16 protein-coding genes are annotated in these 18,315 nt (G+C 40.0%); 9 read left to right on the forward strand and 7 right to left on the reverse strand.

Translation table 11 applies throughout. The features are described from left to right. Nucleotides 1–23 precede the first annotated feature (23 nt). Nucleotides 24–1,649, reverse strand: a complete 1,626-nt coding sequence (gene ade / locus J0A69_RS06580) for an adenine deaminase (protein ID WP_206585716.1) — start codon at nt 1,647–1,649, stop codon at nt 24–26. 130 nt (nt 1,650–1,779) lie between these two features. Between ade and cmk the strand changes: the two genes are divergently transcribed. The 9 genes from cmk to J0A69_RS06625 all read left to right on the forward strand — a co-directional run bounded on the left by cmk (nt 1,780) and on the right by J0A69_RS06625 (nt 9,565). Then, nucleotides 1,780–2,484: a (d)CMP kinase gene (cmk, locus tag J0A69_RS06585; RefSeq protein ID WP_206585820.1), complete on the forward strand. Its 705-nt coding sequence runs from the start codon at nt 1,780–1,782 to the stop codon at nt 2,482–2,484. Further along, nucleotides 2,468–3,364: a 4-hydroxy-3-methylbut-2-enyl diphosphate reductase gene (locus J0A69_RS06590; RefSeq protein WP_206585717.1), complete on the forward strand. Its 897-nt coding sequence runs from the start codon at nt 2,468–2,470 to the stop codon at nt 3,362–3,364. Before cmk ends, J0A69_RS06590 begins: the two co-directional genes overlap by 17 nt. 137 nt (nt 3,365–3,501) lie before the next feature. Beyond that, a complete protein-coding gene (locus J0A69_RS06595) occupies nt 3,502–4,854 on the forward strand; it encodes a Na(+)-translocating NADH-quinone reductase subunit A (RefSeq protein WP_206585718.1) in 1,353 nt (450 codons plus the stop codon). 5 nt (nt 4,855–4,859) lie between these two features. After that, nucleotides 4,860–6,077: an NADH:ubiquinone reductase (Na(+)-transporting) subunit B gene (locus tag J0A69_RS06600; RefSeq protein ID WP_206585719.1), complete on the forward strand. Its 1,218-nt coding sequence runs from the start codon at nt 4,860–4,862 to the stop codon at nt 6,075–6,077. Further along, nucleotides 6,064–6,828: an NADH:ubiquinone reductase (Na(+)-transporting) subunit C gene (nqrC, locus tag J0A69_RS06605; RefSeq protein ID WP_206585720.1), complete on the forward strand. Its 765-nt coding sequence runs from the start codon at nt 6,064–6,066 to the stop codon at nt 6,826–6,828. The genes J0A69_RS06600 and nqrC overlap by 14 nt, the downstream gene beginning before the upstream one ends. 30 nt (nt 6,829–6,858) lie before the next feature. Next, nucleotides 6,859–7,542, forward strand: a complete 684-nt coding sequence (locus tag J0A69_RS06610) for an NADH:ubiquinone reductase (Na(+)-transporting) subunit D (RefSeq protein ID WP_206585721.1) — start codon at nt 6,859–6,861, stop codon at nt 7,540–7,542. Nucleotides 7,543–7,558: 16 nt separating this feature from the next. Further along, nucleotides 7,559–8,170, forward strand: coding sequence for an NADH:ubiquinone reductase (Na(+)-transporting) subunit E (nqrE, locus tag J0A69_RS06615; protein WP_206585722.1), 612 nt, complete (start codon nt 7,559–7,561; stop codon nt 8,168–8,170). A 134-nt stretch (nt 8,171–8,304) separates the two neighbouring features. After that, nucleotides 8,305–8,928, forward strand: coding sequence for a 3-keto-disaccharide hydrolase (locus J0A69_RS06620; protein WP_206585723.1), 624 nt, complete (start codon nt 8,305–8,307; stop codon nt 8,926–8,928). Nucleotides 8,929–9,010: 82 nt separating this feature from the next. Then, entirely contained in the window at nt 9,011–9,565 is a 555-nt protein-coding gene (locus J0A69_RS06625) for a DUF502 domain-containing protein (protein WP_206585724.1), read from the forward strand. A gap of 49 nt (nt 9,566–9,614) precedes the next feature. Here J0A69_RS06625 and selD read toward each other — a convergent pair whose 3' ends face one another. The 6 genes from selD to J0A69_RS06655 all read right to left on the reverse strand — a co-directional run bounded on the left by selD (nt 9,615) and on the right by J0A69_RS06655 (nt 18,309). Beyond that, nucleotides 9,615–10,655, reverse strand: coding sequence for a selenide, water dikinase SelD (gene selD / locus J0A69_RS06630; RefSeq protein WP_206585725.1), 1,041 nt, complete (start codon nt 10,653–10,655; stop codon nt 9,615–9,617). Next, the gene (gene mnmH, locus J0A69_RS06635; RefSeq protein ID WP_206585726.1) at nt 10,627–11,682 is read right to left on the reverse strand and encodes a tRNA 2-selenouridine(34) synthase MnmH; all 1,056 of its coding nucleotides are present in this window, start codon (nt 11,680–11,682) and stop codon (nt 10,627–10,629) included. Before mnmH ends, selD begins: the two co-directional genes overlap by 29 nt. A gap of 69 nt (nt 11,683–11,751) precedes the next feature. After that, the gene (gene trxA / locus J0A69_RS06640) at nt 11,752–12,072 is read right to left on the reverse strand and encodes a thioredoxin (RefSeq protein WP_206585727.1); all 321 of its coding nucleotides are present in this window, start codon (nt 12,070–12,072) and stop codon (nt 11,752–11,754) included. A gap of 165 nt (nt 12,073–12,237) precedes the next feature. Further along, entirely contained in the window at nt 12,238–13,008 is a 771-nt protein-coding gene (locus J0A69_RS06645; RefSeq protein WP_206585728.1) for a hypothetical protein, read from the reverse strand. Nucleotides 13,009–13,116: 108 nt separating this feature from the next. Next, the gene (gene dnaE, locus J0A69_RS06650) at nt 13,117–17,403 is read right to left on the reverse strand and encodes a DNA polymerase III subunit alpha (protein ID WP_206585729.1); all 4,287 of its coding nucleotides are present in this window, start codon (nt 17,401–17,403) and stop codon (nt 13,117–13,119) included. A 162-nt stretch (nt 17,404–17,565) separates the two neighbouring features. Further along, nucleotides 17,566–18,309, reverse strand: a complete 744-nt coding sequence (locus J0A69_RS06655; RefSeq protein WP_206585730.1) for a GLPGLI family protein — start codon at nt 18,307–18,309, stop codon at nt 17,566–17,568. Between the last annotated feature and the right edge of the window lie 6 nt (nt 18,310–18,315).

Below are 18,315 nucleotides of genomic sequence, written 5' to 3' on the forward strand. Positions count from 1 at the left end.
GGATTGAGCGTAGAATTTTTCAATTAAAACTTAAACACCTCCTCAAACTCAAACTTCTGCCCATTAAACAATCCCTTATCACTCAACTTCAAATCCGGAATAACTAGCAATGCCATAAAGCTCAAAGTCATAAAAGGTGAGTTGAGAGTCGAGCCCATTTCTTTGGCAAGTCGATCGATTCTTGTGTAGGCAGCCGCTACTTCATAGCCATCAGAGGCTGACATAATTCCTCCAACTGGAAGTGGAAGTATTTCTTCCTGATCTTCAGAAACAGCCGATACTCCTCCTTTCGCTTCTATAATTAGATTCACTGCCTTGCAAATCGACTCATCATCGATTCCTACTGCAATGATATTATGTGAATCATGGCCGACAGAAGAAGCGATAGCTCCTTTTTTTAAGCCAAAGTTCTTGATAAAAGCTACAGCTGGTGGAGCATCTTCATAGCGGTTGACCACAGTAATTTTTAAAATATCATTTGAAGGATTTGATTCAGCAAACCCGTCTTTGATCAGGACTTCACCAGAAATTTCAGGTGTGATCAATTGCCCATCCAAAGCCTCGATGACTCGCACTTTGGCACCATTTGCTTGGATACGAAAGTCTTCTGGTTGCTTTAGCGAAGTGTGAAAGTTGTTGATGATTTCATTTTTAATGGGCTGAATCAAAGTCTTTCCATTTTCAGCAACTTTCTCACCATTAATATAAGTGCTGATGACTTGGAACTCCTTCAGATCCTTAACCAAGATAAAATCAGCAGGATCACCTTCTCTCAGTCGTCCAACATTTAAAGAATAATGATCAATCGGATTCAGACAAGCAGCTTGAAGCACCTGAAATAAATCTTTTCCTTTTGCCACTGCCCTAGCAGCCAACTCATTGATATGAGAAATGGCAAGATTATCGGGATGCTTATCATCCGAGCAAAACATAATCATGTGAGGAAACTCATCGATTAAATCGATAAGAGCCTCAAAGTTTTTCGCAGCCGATCCTTCACGGATAGCTATTTTCATCCCGAGTTTTAATTTTCCCAAAGCTTCTTCGGCCGTAAAGCACTCATGATCTGTGCTTGGGCCTGCTGAAACATATTTCTCTGCCAATTCTCCTTTCAATCCTGGGGCATGACCATCGATGGGTTTACCATATTTCTGCGAAATCCGGATTTTCTCCATGACCAATTCGTCCCGATTCACAGTCCCCGGCCAGTTCATCATTTCCGCCAGGTAATGAATCTCAGGGCGAGACATGAGGTTTTCTATATCTGCCGCATTGATTTCTCCTCCAGCTGTCTCAAAAGGAGTAGCCGGAACGCAGGAAGGTGCTCCAAAGTAAAATTTGAAAGGAACCTTCTTGCCATTTTCGATCATGTATTCTACTCCTTCCATCCCGCAGACATTCGCGATTTCGTGAGGGTCAGAAATAGTCGCGACTGTGCCATGGACTACTGCTAGCCTAGCAAATTCAGAAGGGACAAGCATGGAGCTTTCCACATGCACATGAGCATCAATAAATCCAGGCATCAAAAAAGGTAAATTCTTGTCTTCTTCTATTGATTTGATTTCATGGATTTTTCCGTCTTTGATTTCAACGGAAACACTTGAAATGGACTTTTTGAGGATGTCAACAAATTGACCTTTAATAATCATGGGATAGCTTTTAAAAATATCCTAAAGTGAAGTGCAAATCTGCAGGACTTTAGGGTTCTGGGGATTGGTTTAGATTAAAACTACTATATTTGTGCCTGAAATAAAAAGCGGATTTAAGCAGGTTTATTGGATGGGTAAAATCGTCATCGCTATCGATGGATATTCAGGTTGTGGTAAGAGTTCGACAGCTAAGGCAGTTGCCAAAGAATTAGGCTACACCTATATCGATACGGGGGCAATGTATCGGGCGGCGACTTTACATTTTTTGAATCAATATGTCACCTTGACCAATCCGCAGGAAGTAGAGAAAGCCCTTCAAAATCTAGAGATTTCATTCCATTTAAATCCAGATACAGGAGTTCAAGAAACCTATCTGAATGGGTTGAATGTGGAGGAACAAATCAGGAAAATGAAAATCTCATCTAGAGTCAGTGATGTAGCGGCCATAAAGGCTGTTAGAAAAAAGTTGGTCGCTCAACAACAGCAGCTTGGAAAGAAAAAAGGTGTTGTAATGGATGGAAGAGATGTGGGATCGGTTGTATTCCCAGGTGCAGAATTGAAGGTCTTCATGACTGCAGATTTGGATACTCGAGCAGGAAGACGCCAAGCCGAACTGCTTCAAAAAGGCGAAATGATTCCTTTGGAAGAAATAAAAGCAAATCTTTCTAGCAGAGATAAGATTGATTCTTCGAGAGAGGTAGGACCGCTGAAGAAAATGGACGATGCCTTAGAGGTAGACACGAGTAATGTTACCTTTGTGGAGCAAGTGGCGAAGATTGTAGAGAAGGCCAAAGAAATCATAGAAAACGAAAGTAGCTATGCAGGTAACCATTGATAAAAATTCGGGTTATTGCTTCGGAGTAGAATTTGCCATCAAAATGGCAGAAGACGAAATGGAGCAAAGCGAAAAACTGTATTGCCTTGGTGATATTGTGCACAACGATATGGAGGTAAATAGGCTCAGTGAAAAAGGCCTTGTGGTGATAGACCGGGAGCAATTACAGGATTTAAGTGATTGCAAGGTCTTGATTAGAGCCCATGGTGAGCCACCTGAAACCTATCGTACTGCTATAGAAAATAATATCGAGCTGATCGATGCTTCTTGCCCTGTTGTACTCAAACTTCAGCATCGAGTTAAGACTGCGTTTGATAGAATGGAGAGAGAAAATGGCCAGATTGTCATTTATGGCAAGAAAGGACATGCAGAGGTGATCGGATTGACAGGACAGACACTTGAGAAGGCAATTGTGGTGATGGAGGAAAGTGATTTGGATAAAATCGATTACAAAAGACCTGTGACTTTGTTTAGTCAGACGACAAAAAGTACAAAGGGATTTTATGAATTATCGGAGAAAATCGAGGATCGGATAAAAAAATCCAATTCAGAATTTGAAGAAGTTCCATTTAATGCCAATGATTCTATTTGCCGTCAGGTTTCCAATAGAGAACCACAGCTTCAACGCTTTTCGAGAGAAAATGACGTGATTTTGTTTGTTTCCGGTAAGAAGAGTTCCAATGGAAAAGCCCTTTACCAAGTTTGCTTAAACGAAAATCCAAGAAGTTATTTCATTGAAAATGAGACAGAACTAAATCCGGAATGGTTTAATTCTGAGGATAAAGTTGGCGTGTGTGGAGCAACTTCTACACCGATGTGGCTGATGGAGCAAGTAAAAACTTATTTAGAATCAATGGAAGAAAATGCTTTGCCGATCTGAATCAAATATCACCTTCAGAAATAATTGGCAACCATTCTCTTAAAAAGTGAAACATAATATTCCCATAACTCCCTAAATAAAATTTGTATTTATTAGATTTGGGGCGTTTTTCAAAGGCTCATAGTTCAAAAACAGATATGTCTAAAATAGTGAAGCTTAAGAAGGGTTTTGACATCAAACTGGTAGGAAAGGCTAATCAGGAATTAGCTGATTTCGCTCCAGCTCAGACCTTCGCGATTAAGCCGACGGACTTTATTGGCCTTCAAAGGCCGAAAGTACTTGTCAACGAAGGAGATACCGTAAAGGCAGGTACTCCAATCATGTTCGATAAAGCCATGGATCAGGTCATTTACGCATCTCCTGTTTCTGGAGAGGTAGTAGAGATCAAAAGAGGAGAGAAGCGAAAGCTGCTCGAAATCAAGATCCTTGCTGATCAAACCGTATCCCACGAAGATCTTGGCAAAGCTGATTTGGCGTCTCTTGATAGAGAGGCTTTAGTAGCTAAAATCGCTTCTAGCGGTGTTTGGCCAAATATTATTCAGAGACCATACGGTATTGTAGCAAATCCTGCTGATACTCCAAAAGCGATCTTCATTTCTGGATTTGATACGCATCCTTTGGCTCCGGATTATGGTTTTGCACTACAGGGGGAAGAAAAATACTTCCAGGCAGGTATCGACGCCTTGGCTAAAATGACAACTGGTAAAGTTCATCTCAATGTAGATGGATCTACTTCAACTCCAGCAGTATTTGCCAATGTTAAGAATGCCGAAATCAATAAGTTTTCCGGTCCTCACCCTGCTGGTAACGTAGGTGTTCAGATCCACCACATTGATCCAATCAATAAAGGTGAAATCGCTTGGACAATCAGCCCATACGGTGTAGTTCAAATAGGAAAACTGCTTTTAGAAGGCGTTTATGATTCTTCTAAGCTAGTTGCCTTGACAGGATCTGAGTTGACCAAAGCTGCCTATATAAAAACATATACAGGTGCTTGCGTTTCCACTTTCGTGAAAGGAAACCTTAATTCAGGACATGTTAGAGTTGTTTCTGGTAATGTTTTGACCGGTGAGAAAATCTCTTTAGATGGCTTCATTGGTTTTTACCATTCACAAATCACTGTAATTCCTGAAGGAGATTACTATGAATTCTTAGGCTGGGCACTTCCAAGCAAAAGATTGAGCTTTCACCGAGCACTTGGATTACTTTCATTCTTGAATCCTAACAAGGAGCATGTAATGGATTCCAATGCGAGAGGTGAAGAAAGAGCCTTTGTACAAACTGGCGTTTTCGAATCAGTGACGCCGATGGATATTCTTCCTGTTTATTTATTGAAAGCCATCATGGCAGAAGATTTCGATGAAATGGAAGAGTTGGGTATCTATGAGATTGTAGAAGAAGATTTGGCACTTTGCGAATTTGTGGATGTGTCTAAACACCCGGTGCAGCAAATGGTTAGAAAAGGTATAGAATTAATCCAATACAGTTAATCCATATGAAGTTTCTAAGAGATTTGATGGACAAGCAGAAGCCTCTTTTTCAAAAAGGAGGAAAGCTTGAAAACCTATATTATTTATTTGAGGCAGGGGAGACATTTCTCTTCAGTCCAAACCACACGACAGGAATCAAAGGCGCTCAAGTAAAAGATGCTATTGACCTGAAGCGAATGATGATCACAGTAGTGATCGCAATGATCCCTTGTTTGTTGTTTGGTATGTATAATACCGGACATCAGCATTTATTGGCTACTGGCGGAACTACTGGGCTTTGGGAAAATTTCGGTGAGAAATTAGGAACCGGAGCTTTATTAGTATTACCAATCGTACTAGTCGCTTACGCAGCTGGTGGTTTGGTAGAGGCAATTTTCGCAGTTGTGAGAAAGCACCCAATCAATGAAGGTTTCTTGGTAACAGGGATGTTGATTCCTTTGGTTGTACCAGCTACAACACCTTTATGGCAAGTTGCATTAGCGACAGTTTTCGCTGTTGTGATCGCAAAAGAAGTATTTGGTGGTACTGGAATGAACGTGTTGAACGTAGCAATGACTGCAAGAGCATTCTTGTATTTTGCTTACCCAGCGCAAATTTCCGGTGATCAGGTTTGGACTTACCTAGGCGATGCTGCCGCAGTGGATGGTTTCTCAGGCGCTACAGCACTTTCAGTAGCTTATACTGCTGGTGTAGAAGGAACGCAAACTGTGGTTCAGGCTTTAGCCGCTCACAACTCAGTATTAGGAGCTGACTTATTCAGCTTTACAAATATGTTTATCGGATGGATCCCTGGATCTATCGGAGAAACTTCTACCTTGATGGCATTAGTTGGAGCCTTGATTTTGGTAGCAACTGGTGTAGCAAGTTGGAAAATCATCGTTTCTGGTTTTGCAGGAGCTTATATCATGGGAACAGTGATGAATCTTTTTGCTGTAAACGAATACATGGCAATGCCTCCTCAGTACCATTGGGTAATGGGTGGTCTAGCTTTTGGTATCGTATTTATGGCTACAGACCCTGTATCTGCTGCGCAGACTGAAACAGGAAAGTGGATTTATGGATTATTGATCGGTTTCCTTACTGTCATCATCAGAGTAACAAACCCAGCTTATCCAGAAGGAATCATGCTAGCAGTATTGTTTATGAACGTATTTGCTCCGCTGATCGATTATTATGTAGTAAAAGCTAACAAAACAAGGAGGTTACAACGTGCAACAGTCTAACGCTTATATCATTACTTTTTCTGTTATCCTAACAGTCGTATTGGGATTATTGCTTTCTGGAACTGCCCAAGTATTGGGTCCAAGACAGCAAGAAGCCATCGCTTTGGATAAGAAGAAGCAGATTCTAGGAGCTGTAATCAGCGGTGAGGAAATCGCTGCAATGTCTCCTCAGGAAGTAAATGAGTACTACAGCAGCCATGTTGGTTCAACTGTAGTTGATATCAATGGAAAAGAAGTAACTGAGCAAGGTGGTGTAGCTGTTTCTGCTGAAAATGTAGATGTGGCTAAGAACTACAAAAAGCCTGCTGAAGAAAGACTTTATCCGGTATTTATCTATCATGAAGAAGGTGACCCTTCTGCTGTGAAATCTTACATTCTTCCACTTTACGGTGCTGGACTTTGGGATGCTATCTGGGGCTATATGGCTTTGGATACTGACATGAACACAGTAGGCGGTGTTACTTTGGCACACGCTGGTGAAACTCCAGGTCTAGGTGCTAGAATCACAACTCCTGAAGTTCAGGCTAGATACCAAGGCAAAGAGATCTTTGATGAGTCTGGAGATCTTGTGGGTGTTCAGATGCAAAAAGGAGAAGGAAAAGATTATTCTTCTGATCCTCATAAAATAGATGGGATGTCTGGAGCAACTATCACAGGTACCGGAGTAAACAACATGGTGAAAAGCTACTTGGATCATTACAAGGCTTACATTGAGTCTAAAAAATCATCCTCGGCTGTAGCCGCACTTTAACCGAAACTCAACTCACTGAAATTAATCAATATGAGTGCTGAAACTTTAGAAAAAGCGATTGAAAAGAAGCCAGCTGAGGCACTTCTTTCCAAGCGCCGCAAAAAATTAGTAACTGACCCATTGGTAGATGAAAACCCGATTACCATTCAGGTATTGGGTATCTGTTCTGCCTTGGCCGTAACAACTCAGATGAAGCCTACGCTTGTAATGGCTATCTCGGTTATTTTCGTTGTTGCGATGTCCAACTTCGTGATCTCAATCATGAGAAACACGATTCCTTCTCGAGTACGTATCATTGTGCAGCTTGCAGTTGTAGCTACTTTGGTTACTCTTGTAAGTGAAGTATTGAAAGCTTTCGCTTACGATATGTATAAGGAGCTTTCTGTATTCGTAGGTTTGATCATCACCAACTGTATTGTAATGGGTAGACTTGAAGCATTTGCTTTGGGTAACAAACCTTATGATTCAGTTTTGGATGGTTTGGGATCTGCTCTTGGATATTCTTGGATCATTTTGACAGTAGCTTTCTTCAGAGAGCTATGGGGTTCTGGATCTGTTTTTGGAATTCCGGTATTCGATACTATTTCTGGTATTTTCGGTCCAGACTTCAAATTGGCTACCAACGGCCTAATGGTTTCTCCTGTGGGTGCATTTATCATCCTTGGCTTGATCATCTGGGTACAGCGTACCAAAACAGGATATGTAGAACACTAAAAACCAGCAAAGAAAAATGGAATTATTTAGCTTAGGAATTCGGTCGATCTTTATCGACAATATGATTTTCGCTTACTTCCTTGGAATGTGTTCTTTCCTGGCGGTTTCGAAAAAAGTAAGTACAGCCATCGGTTTGGGTGCTGCAGTTATCTTCGTATTGACTGTAACAGTGCCTGTCAACTGGCTTTTGAATGAATATGTATTGAAAGAAGGTGCTTTGTCTTGGGCAATGGCGGATCTTGCATCTGTTGACCTTTCTTTTTTGAGATTCATCATGTTCATCGCTATTATCGCTGCCATGGTTCAGCTTGTGGAAATGGTAGTTGAGAAATTTGCTCCTGCACTTTATGGTGCCTTGGGTATCTTCCTTCCTTTGATCGCGGTAAACTGTGCGATTTTGGGTGGATCTTTATTCATGGCTCAAAGAGATTATACTTTAGCTGAAGCCAGTGTTTATGGTTTCGGTTCAGGTACAGGCTTCTGCTTGGCGATTGTAGCTTTGGCTGCAATCCGTGAGAAATTGAAATACTCAAATGTTCCTAATGGATTAAAAGGTTTGGGTATTACCATGCTTTTGACAGGTTTGATGGGTATTGCCTTCATGTCCTTTATGGGAATTGATTTGTAAGAATCAGGCAATAGCTTACATTCAAAATACTTAAAGCCCGAAGAAATAAATCTTCGGGCTTTTTATTTTAGGAGTAGGGGATTATTCAGCAATTGGCTTTAAATTTCAGTTCTAACCCATTAAATACTATTACTATGAAAAATCTATTTTCACTAATTGCCTGTTTTTTAATTTCCATGTCTCTTTCAGCACAGAGTGGAGAATGGATTGAGCTTTTCAATGGAAAGAATTTTGACGGATGGAAAATTTCCGAAAACCCAGGCTCATTTTCAATCGAAGATGGTCTTCTGAAAGTAAATGGTCCAAGAGGACATATGTTTTACGAAGGTGCAGTAGGAGATCACGACTTCAATAATTTTGAACTGCAAGTGGAATTGAAAACCATGCCTCAGGCTAACTCAGGAATTTTTATCCATACAGAGTTTCAAGAGAAAGGATGGCCAAATATCGGTCATGAAATCCAGGTGAATCAAAGCCATGGAGATTGGAGAAAAACCGGTAGTGTTTATTCTTTTAAAGATGTAAAAGAAACTTTTGTGAAGGATGACGAATGGTATACTGAAACAATCATTGTTAAGGGAGATCAGGTGACTGTTTTGGTTAATGGTAAAGTCATTAACGAATATGATGAAAGTGAAGATAGAGAGGGTGATCTTGGTACCAAAAAACTAGATCACGGAACCATTGCTTTGCAAGCACATGATCCAAACTCAGTAGTATATTACAAAAGTGTCAAGGTGAAAATTTTGCCAGACTGATTTGAAAAAATTGATCTAATCTAAATTCGAACAAAAATCCTGATTATTATTGAGCAATAATCAGGATTTTAAATTTATACCCATGGCTTTCACGTACAAGCGTATTCTCTCTTATTTCTTGAGAGGTTTATTATTTGTCACCCCGGTAGTGGTTACTATCTATATTATTTTCCAGACCATTCTTTTTTTAGATAATCTGATACCTGTTCCGATTCCTGGAATTGGGATTTTGATGGTCTTGGCCCTGATTACATTTGTTGGATATTTGGCAAGTTTGTTCTTCGCAAAACCTCTTTTTGATTGGCTAGAAAGAGGCCTAATCAGAATTCCTTTAGTGAATCTTATCTATACCAGTATCAAGGATTTGATGGGGGCTTTTGTAGGAGATAAAAAGAAATTTTCTTCCCCGGTGAAAGTTCAGATCAGCGATACCCTGATGAGACTGGGATTTATCACACAAGAGGATATGTCTATTATCGGAGAAGCTGATTTGGTAGCTGTTTACTTCCCTCATAGCTACAATGTGTCTGGAAATGTATTCTTGGTGCCAAAAGAAAAAGTAACTCCTCTGACAGGAGTAAAAAGCTCCGATGTAATGAAGTTTATGGTAAGTGGAGGTGTTTCCCCATTGGTTTAATTTTATTCAAACTATAAAAAGTAAAGCCAGCTAGATTTGCTGGCTTTTTTTATTTGACTTCAACGACAAACTCTCCTTTTTTTATAAACTTTCCGATTTCCCAAATGACTTGGCCTTGTTGCTTCATCGCATCCCTAAACCAAGCTTGATTTGCTGGATCTACTGCCAGCATGAGCCCGCCACTGGTCTGTGGATCACAAAGCTTTACAAGATCCATTCCTACTACACCTTTTGTTTTAGCGCTGTAAGCATTCCAGTTTCGATAGGTATTATCAGGAAAAATAAACTGATTGATATATTCCTGAATTCCCTCTATCAAGGGAAGTTTATGCAATTCTATTTCTGCAGAAACTTCTGCAGCTTCACACATTTCTGTAAGGTGACCAAGTAACCCAAATCCAGTCACATCAGTCATTGCATGAACTTCCTCGTGGTTTCCAATGATTTCCCCTATCGAATTTAATCTACAGGCAGTATCCAGCAAGTTGAGGTAATCTGGCTCCTTGATTTTTTGTCTTTTTAATGCAGTTGCCAAAACTCCGATTCCCAATGGTTTGGTCAGGTAAATAATATCGCCAGCTTTTGCACCTTTGTTGGTTTTGATTTTTCTAGGATGAACGATGCCATTAACTGATAGCCCAAAAATAGGGTCTTTGGCAGCAATGGAATGTCCACCTGCCAGTTCGATTCCAGCAGCTTTGCAAATACTTTTTGCTCCTTCCATGACCTTTGCTGCAAGTTCGGGTGCAAGCTTCTCTACCGGCCAGCTTAATATAGCGTTGGCAAAAACAGGTTTTCCGCCCATGGCATAAACATCCGAGATTGCATTAGCTGCTGCGATTCTTCCAAAATCAAAAGGGTCATCGACAATCGGAGTGAAAAAATCTACAGTATTTATAAATGCGATATCCTCCGAAACCTGATAAACTGCCGCATCATCTTTCCCTGAATTTCCTACCAAAAGATTTGGGTCAGCTTGAGAAAATGATCCACTGGCGGATAAAATCTGGTCGAGGATTGCTGGTGCTATTTTACATCCACATCCTGATCCTTCACTCCATTCAGTGAGTCGGGTTGGTAAGTTTTCCATTGATTTGGTTTTTGGTATTCAATAATAGTTGGCAAGATTCTGATAAGTCTTTTCCGGAAAGATCGAGTATTTCCACCATGGATGGCTCATGTCTTTCTAGGTCAAATTGGTAAGTCTTATCGTAATAAATCAAGAGGTTTGCGATCCAAGAAGTATGATTTTCATTTATAATATCTTCAATCGCCTCGGTAGTCCTCAATCCTCCCAATTTCTTTTTAAGTCTATTAACAGCTGCAATAAGCTCTTCTTTGGGAAGCATTGAATATTCCTCCTGAATCAGCTGGATCCTTTCTTCATCGGACTTTCTAATGTCCAGAATAGGGGAGCTTTCCATCAAATGGAAAAAATGGTCATTGATGACAATCTTGCCTATTCTTCTACTTTCGTTTTCTACCCAGATTATTTGCTCAGGATCTTTGTTTCTAAGCTCTTCAGCCATTAGGTTTTCAAATTGCTCCACACTTGGTTGAGGTTTCTGACCGATAGCTCCAAAAGCTGAACCTCTGTGATTCGCTAAATTCTCCAAATCAAGAATTTGCTCTCCTTGTTTTTCAAGCTCTTTGAGGATTCGAGTTTTTCCAACTCCAGTTTTACCTCCTAAGAGCAAAAGACTCCAGTTTTTTCTGACTTCTTCAAACGTAAAAGTCCTGTAGGTTTTGTATCCACCTTTTAGTCGAAACACTTCAAATCCAATCATGCTTAATAGCCAGGAAAGGATTTGGCTTCTCATACCACCTCTCCAGCAATAGACTATTATTTGACCTTTTTCAAACTGTTGGATTGCTGACTTTTGAATTTCATGAAATCTGGGTCCAACTAATTCAAAACCTTTAACTGTTGCAGCCAAAGATCCTTTTTCTTTGTAAAGAGTACCCACAATTACCCTTTCCTCATTGGTTAAAATGGGGAGGTTAGTGGCTTCAGGAATATGACTTTGTAAAAATTCCCCTTCACTTCTTGCATCGACGACAGGTATACTTTTACGAAGCTCCCAAAACTCTTCCAGTGAAATCAGTTTTTCTTGCATCAGAGCATTAAGATAAAAAAAGCCGCAAGGTTTTCCTTGCGGCCTCTAAAGGTATTGTGTAATTAATAATTACAGTTGTGCATCTAGCTTCTGAGCCAAAACGGCTTTAGGCACTGCACCTACTTGTTTGTCTACGATTTGGCCTCCTTTGAAGAAAAGAAGGGTAGGAATAGATCTGATACCGAAAGCCTGCGCTACAGATGGGTTTGCATCCACATCCACTTTGCCAATTACAGCTTTTCCGTCATAATCACCAGCTAGTTCTTCTACTACTGGACCAATCATTTTACAAGGTCCACACCACTCTGCCCAGAAATCTACCAAGATTGGTTGTTCGGATTTGATAATTTCTTCGAAGTTAGCATCAGTGATTTCAATTGCTTTTCCCATTGTATGTTTAGTTTAGATTTGCTTTATTTTTTCAAATATATGAGCAAAAGCCGATTGAAGAATAATAAGTTCCGAGTGATTTGAATTTTTTGTCTATGACTTATAGAAGAAATTAATATTCTATTAGAAATATTAAGAAATACCGCCTTATCGATAATAAATGCTTTAATCATAATACGTGTAGTTAGCTTTTCCAATTTCCTGTTGTCCAAAATGTAAATCGAAATATATCTCTTCTTTTATTCTTCCCATTTCATCATAGAAATATTTTAATACTTCTGAGTTTTCTTTTTCAGAAACTGTCTTTGAAATAATTCTACCCATTTCATCGTAGTTAATCTGATAGTTATAATAAGGTGATCCCGCCGTTTTATCCCAATAGAAATATTCCTTAACCACTTTTTCGCTTCCTGGATTTTCGTAAACCAATTCAATTTTTTCACCAGCAAAAGGTAATCTGCCAATCATCATTATCTTTCGTTTGTTTTCATCAAAAAAGAATTCAAGGATTTGAGTAAAGGAATCATTATTTACTCTGCTGATACTGGCAATTTCGTTGAAGTCTGTATATTGATATTGGGTCGAGTTAAAATATTTCAAAAGCCCATTATCAGTAAAATAGTTTTTTGAATAAATGATGTGCCCCTGATCATTGTAATGGTGAACTGAATAGGTATAATTGACATTGGGTTCATATGTTTTGATAGTCAGAATGGAATCTCCTGCATTGTTATAATAAAATTCCTCCAAGCTAATGTTGTTTTGCAATTGCATTGTTTTGGATTTCAATTTTCCAGATGGATTTTTTACTATATGATTTAAAAGTGAATCGAGATTGAGAATATCAAAATCTTCCTGAACTGCTACAGGATTTTCTTCTTCAGTACAAGCAATTAGGTAGAGCAAACTAAAAAGTAATATGAGATATTTTTTCATTTTGATTTAGTTTTCAGGTAGTTAAGATAACTAAACTATCTAGTGAAAAAAATAGCTGAGGTAGAATTCTTCTGCCTCAGCTTTAATTTTGAATATAAAGATCTTGGTTTAAATCACCTTATAAATCACTTCTGGAATCTCTTTCAGCTCTTTAATCATATCAGCACTTGGATCAATTGAAAATTTCTTTGAAAACAGCTCCAAAGCAATATTTTCTTTACGGTCCACTACATCAAAATACAGTTTTGCGTCTCCTTTATATTTTTCTGTGATAGCTTCTAGTTTTTCCATTAGATCCAATGACAAATCGTCTAAGTCTATATTTACACGGAGACCTTTGACCATCTTTCCTCTGACCTCACTCAATAGCATGATATTGGTAATCTTGAATTCCAATTCATTTTCTGCCCATTTCTTTCCTACAACCTGACCAGAAAGGAAGAGAAACCATCCAGTCATAAAGTATTCTTTAAACTTGACGTAATCTTCGCCAAAAAGGAAAAAGGTAAATCCTCCATGGTAATCTTCCAAAGTCAAAGTGCCAAAGGGTTTACCATTTTTGGTTGTTCGGTGAGCAAAACTGCTGACAGAACCAGCAATCTTTAACTCCTTTTTGTTTTTGAGGCTTTCCAGATCGTTAAGTTCTGGCAGATTCGCATTGGTAAAAGACTCGATCTCAAGGCGATATTGGTCTAAAGGATGGCCTGAAATATAAAGCCCCACCACTTCCTTTTCTATATTGAGCTGCTGCAATTGGGAAAAAGGCTCCATGGGTGCAACTGAAGGTAAAGGAATATCCATACTTCCTCCGCCACCTCCGAAGAGACTCACTTGAGCGCTTTCTTCTTCTTGTTGTACCTTTTGAGCGTATTTGGTCGCTTTTTCGATCAATGTCAAATCTCCGTCCGGTGCCTCCAGATATTGTCTCCTGTGATGCTCTTTGAAGCAATCAAAACCTCCAGCCATGGCAAGTGCTTCCATGGTTTTCTTATTTAATGCTTTGGAGCTAACTCGCTTCGCAAAGTCAAAGATGTTTTTAAACGGTCCGTTTGCTTCTCGCTCTTTGATTATTTCTTCGACAGCAGCTGATCCAGCACCTTTGATAGCAGCCATTCCAAAGCGGATTTCGCCAGCGGCATTCACCGTAAAACCACTTTTTGATTCATTGACATCAGGTCCCAAAACAGGAATGTTTGCCCGCTTACATTCCTCCATAAAGAATGTGACTTGAGAAATATCATTCATGTTGTTACTCAAAACCGAAGCAAGGTACTCAGCTGGATAATGAGCTTTTAAATAGGCTGTTTGATAGGCTATCCAAGCATAACAAGTTGAATGGGATTTGTTGAAAGCATAGGATGCGAATGCTTCCCAGTCAGTCCAGATTTTGGCAAGCTTTTTAGCATCGTGTCCTTTTGCAGAAGCCTGTTCGATAAATTTAGGCTTCATTTTATCCAACACGTCTTTTTGTTTTTTACCCATAGCCTTACGCAATACGTCGGCTTCACCTTTGGTAAATCCCGCCAACTTCTGGGATAGAAGCATAACCTGTTCCTGATAAACCGTAATTCCATAGGTTTCTTCAAGGTATTCCTTCATGTCTTCCAGATCGTATTCGATCGGCTCAGTCCCATGCTTTCTCTTAATAAATGAAGGAATGTATGCCAATGGGCCTGGACGGTAAAGTGCATTCATGGCAATCAAATCTGCAAATACCGTCGGTTTCAGCTCACGCATGTATTTCTGCATACCGGCAGATTCGTATTGGAAAATACCAACTGTTTCTCCTCGCTGGAAAAGCTCATAGGTCTTATCATCGTCAATAGGAAAATTGTCAGCATCCAGTTCAATTCCATGCCTTTCCTTGACAATCTTGATGGCAGTTTTGATCAAAGTCAGGGTTTTTAAACCCAAAAAGTCCATTTTCAAAAGTCCAGCTGACTCTACCACGGAGTTGTCAAACTGAGTACAAACCATATCCGAGTCCTTTGCAAGTGCCACCGGAACGAAATTGGTGATGTCATCAGGAGTGATGATTACACCGCAGGCGTGGATTCCAAGATTTCGTACAGAGCCCTCAAGCATGGTCGCCTGATTGATTGTTTTTGCAGATTCATCCTGACCTTTTGAAATCCGGATCAATTCATCTGCTTTTGCAATCAGCTCACCTTGACCTTTGAGTTTGTCTGAGAGGGCAGCTCGATTTCCAGCCAACCCAAAAAGTGCTTTTAACTTGATGTCAGGAACAAGGTTTGCCAATCTTCCAGCTTCTGCAAGTGGTAAATTTAAAACTCGGGCAGTATCACGGATAGCTGATTTTGCTGCCATGGTACCGTAAGTGATGATTTGAGCTACTTGATTTGAGCCATATTTTTTGATTACATAATCAATAACTGACTGGCGCCCTTCATCATCAAAGTCAATATCAATATCGGGAAGTGAAACCCGGTCCGGATTTAGGAATCTCTCAAAAAGGAGATCGTACGCAATCGGATCAACATTAGTGATTCCTACACAATAGGCTACGGCTGATCCCGCTGCAGATCCACGGCCAGGACCAACTGATACACCCATTTCTCTAGCGGCTCGAGTGAAATCCTGTACAATCAAAAAGTAACCAGGGTATCCAGTATTTTGAATTGTTGCTAACTCAAAATCCAATCGCTCTTGGATCTCAGGAGTTATTTCCTTGTACCTTTTCTTGGCACCTTCATAAGTCAAATGCCTCAAGTAAGCATTTTCTCCACGCTTTCCTCCATCTACATCATCCTCTGGATGCTTGAATTCATCTGGGATATCGAATTTCGGTAGGAGTACTTCTCGGGCTAGCTTGTACCCCTCGATCTTTTCTACAATTTCCTGAGTGCATTCAATTGCTTCAGGCAGGTCTGCGAAGAGTTTTTTCATTTCTTCTGGACTCTTGATGTAGAACTCATCATTTGGGAATCCATATCTAAACTCGCGCCCTCTTTTCCCTATGTATTTTTTCGGCTTTTCTACAAGCTCTCCATCCTTTACACAAAGGAGCACATCATGAGCTTTTGCATCAGATTTTTCAGTGTAATAGGAGTTATTGGCAGCAAAGTATTTTACATCATATTTCTTGGCAAACTCAAGTAAAACCTCATTTACTTTTTCCTCTTCTGGGATTCCATGTCTACTCAATTCCACATAAAAATCTTCTCCAAACTGTTCCTTCCACCAGAGAAAAGCCTCTTCAGCTTGAGTTTCGCCGACGTTAAGAATCAGAAATGGAATTTCCCCCCAAAGACCACCTGTGGTGGCAATAAGGTTTTCTTTGTATTGAACTAAGACATCTCTATCGATACGAGGGACATAGTAAAACCCTTCAATATTCGCATAAGAAGCAAGTTTTGCTAGGTTATGATACCCGGCTTTGTTTTTTGCCAAGAGTACAGTTTGGAAGCCATCGTCTTTGTTTGCTTTGTTTTTTCTATCTCTGCAAAGGTTAAATTCACAACCCAGAATAGGCTTGATTTCTTTGCCCATAGCCTCTTTCACAAAGTGAAAAGCTCCCATCATATTGCCATGATCTGTCATTGCAATAGCCTGCATTCCAAGCTCTTTTGCTCTGGATACCAATGCTGGGATTTCCGAAGTAGCCTGAAGAACTGAGTACTGACTGTGTACATGAAGATGTGTAAATGGCACATCTGTCAAATCAGAAATATCAGCTTTTCCAGCTTGCTTTAGGACTTCTTTGGCAGCTGCCTTTTGGGAGTCTTTTGCTTGGGCAAAGTTGGCTTCTGCTAGTTTAGGAGCCTCATAGACCACATCTTTGATCGCAATTCCCGGTTCAGGTGCCTGAACTCCATGTGTGATCAACCCAAAGAAACATCGTGCAGTGGCATCCACATCATAGGCTGCATCGTGTGCATCCCCAAAACCTTTTCCGAAAAGTTTCTGATGAAGTTCGGTCAGTGTAGGCCACTTGAACTTGCCGCCTCTACCTCCGGGTATTGCACAGAATTCAGTGGAAATATCCTTGGTATCAAGAGGATCAGCTGTCAAAGGCATTGTCGCCTCAGCTCTCAAGTACTCAGAGCCCACTACATTGATATCGAATTCAATGTTATGGCCAACCAGATACTTTGCTTGTCTTACGGCCCCTTCAAAGATCCCTAGAATTTGTTTCAGGTCATGACCTTCTTTTAATGCCCGTTTGGTTGAAATCCCATGGACTTTCTCCGCATTATAAGGGATGGTAAACCCTTCCGGACGGATGATGTAATTATGATTTGAAATCAGATTCCCCTTCTCATCATGCAGTTGCCAAGCAAGCTGAACCAGTCTAGGCCAGTTGTCCACATCTGACATGGGAGCATTGTAATCGCGGGGAAGACCGGTTGTTTCGGTATCAAAAATTAAGTACATACAGCTTCGGGAATTGAGACTTCAAATTAGGGCTAATCTCCGAAACAGGGCAAGGGAAAAGAAGGTAATTGTCAGAGAAAATTGAATAAAAAAACTCTAAGTCGGACTTAATCTAGGGTAAGTGTTTAGAAGAGTTCTCCTTATGTCCATTTCTCAAACTTTTTAATATCGAATTTCCCACATCCAAGCTCTTTTGCTGTCAGTGGAAGTCTGGATAAACTCTTGAATTAGTTCCTGATATTTTGCACCCGATACTTCCCTACCTTTCATTTTTTTAGGTAGAGAAATGATTTCTTCCGGTTCTCCAAATGTAATTTTCTCAGCTTCTACGATTAGCATTCCGTCATTGACATCATAAGCTAAAATCAACCCAGGTAATCCAAATTGTTCCTCTGGACCTGTTGGAACAGGTATGTCGGAGGCGAACCAAGCGGTAATCTTTTGCCCTCTAATTTTATCTTCTGTCACGGCTTTCATACACATATGTCCAAGAATATCTCGGATTTCGTTCATAACTCTCCATTTTGGAGCATTTAAGCTATCAGTGACAATAAAAGTTTTACCCATTTGATCCATGTATTTTAGATAGGTCTGATCATTTAGGTTGTTTTCTATGAAGTAATCCTCTACCTGATAAGAGTAGCTTTGTACCTCATAGGGAGCACCAAAGGTATATAGACTTTTTTCAGGCCAGAATTGAAGTTTCATTCGGGTGCTATAGCCTTCAGGATTATTCCAAGTAAGGAGAATTCTGTCTTTTTCTTGCTGGGTAAGGTGAGGCATGCTAGAATAAATTTTATCATAGAAAATCCGGTACCTATATTCTACCTCTCCTACAATGTTTTGGGCCCTAAGTCCAGTAGTAATCAGGATCAGTGCTAGGATATTGAGAAGTTTCAATTTCATTGTTTT

It is taken from the genome of Algoriphagus pacificus (assembly GCF_017254845.1).
Lineage (GTDB): Bacteria > Bacteroidota > Bacteroidia > Cytophagales > Cyclobacteriaceae > Algoriphagus > Algoriphagus pacificus.

Bases quoted from the DNA above. Each gene is read 5' to 3' on its own strand.
- J0A69_RS06645 (WP_206585728.1), bottom strand. From the start codon at position 13,008: ATGAAAAAATATCTCATATTACTTTTTAGTTTGCTCTACCTAATTGCT.
- J0A69_RS06655 (WP_206585730.1), bottom strand. From the start codon at position 18,309: ATGAAATTGAAACTTCTCAATATCCTAGCACTGATCCTGATTACTACT.
- mnmH (WP_206585726.1), bottom strand. From the start codon at position 11,682: ATGCAAGAAAAACTGATTTCACTGGAAGAGTTTTGGGAGCTTCGTAAA.
- J0A69_RS06600 (WP_206585719.1), top strand. From the start codon at position 4,860: ATGAAGTTTCTAAGAGATTTGATGGACAAGCAGAAGCCTCTTTTTCAA.
- J0A69_RS06620 (WP_206585723.1), top strand. From the start codon at position 8,305: ATGAAAAATCTATTTTCACTAATTGCCTGTTTTTTAATTTCCATGTCT.
- selD (WP_206585725.1), bottom strand. From the start codon at position 10,655: ATGGAAAACTTACCAACCCGACTCACTGAATGGAGTGAAGGATCAGGA.
- J0A69_RS06625 (WP_206585724.1), top strand. From the start codon at position 9,011: ATGGCTTTCACGTACAAGCGTATTCTCTCTTATTTCTTGAGAGGTTTA.
- dnaE (WP_206585729.1), bottom strand. From the start codon at position 17,403: ATGTACTTAATTTTTGATACCGAAACAACCGGTCTTCCCCGCGATTAC.
- cmk (WP_206585820.1), top strand. From the start codon at position 1,780: ATGGGTAAAATCGTCATCGCTATCGATGGATATTCAGGTTGTGGTAAG.
- J0A69_RS06595 (WP_206585718.1), top strand. From the start codon at position 3,502: ATGTCTAAAATAGTGAAGCTTAAGAAGGGTTTTGACATCAAACTGGTA.
- J0A69_RS06610 (WP_206585721.1), top strand. From the start codon at position 6,859: ATGAGTGCTGAAACTTTAGAAAAAGCGATTGAAAAGAAGCCAGCTGAG.
- J0A69_RS06590 (WP_206585717.1), top strand. From the start codon at position 2,468: ATGCAGGTAACCATTGATAAAAATTCGGGTTATTGCTTCGGAGTAGAA.
- trxA (WP_206585727.1), bottom strand. From the start codon at position 12,072: ATGGGAAAAGCAATTGAAATCACTGATGCTAACTTCGAAGAAATTATC.
- ade (WP_206585716.1), bottom strand. From the start codon at position 1,649: ATGATTATTAAAGGTCAATTTGTTGACATCCTCAAAAAGTCCATTTCA.
- nqrE (WP_206585722.1), top strand. From the start codon at position 7,559: ATGGAATTATTTAGCTTAGGAATTCGGTCGATCTTTATCGACAATATG.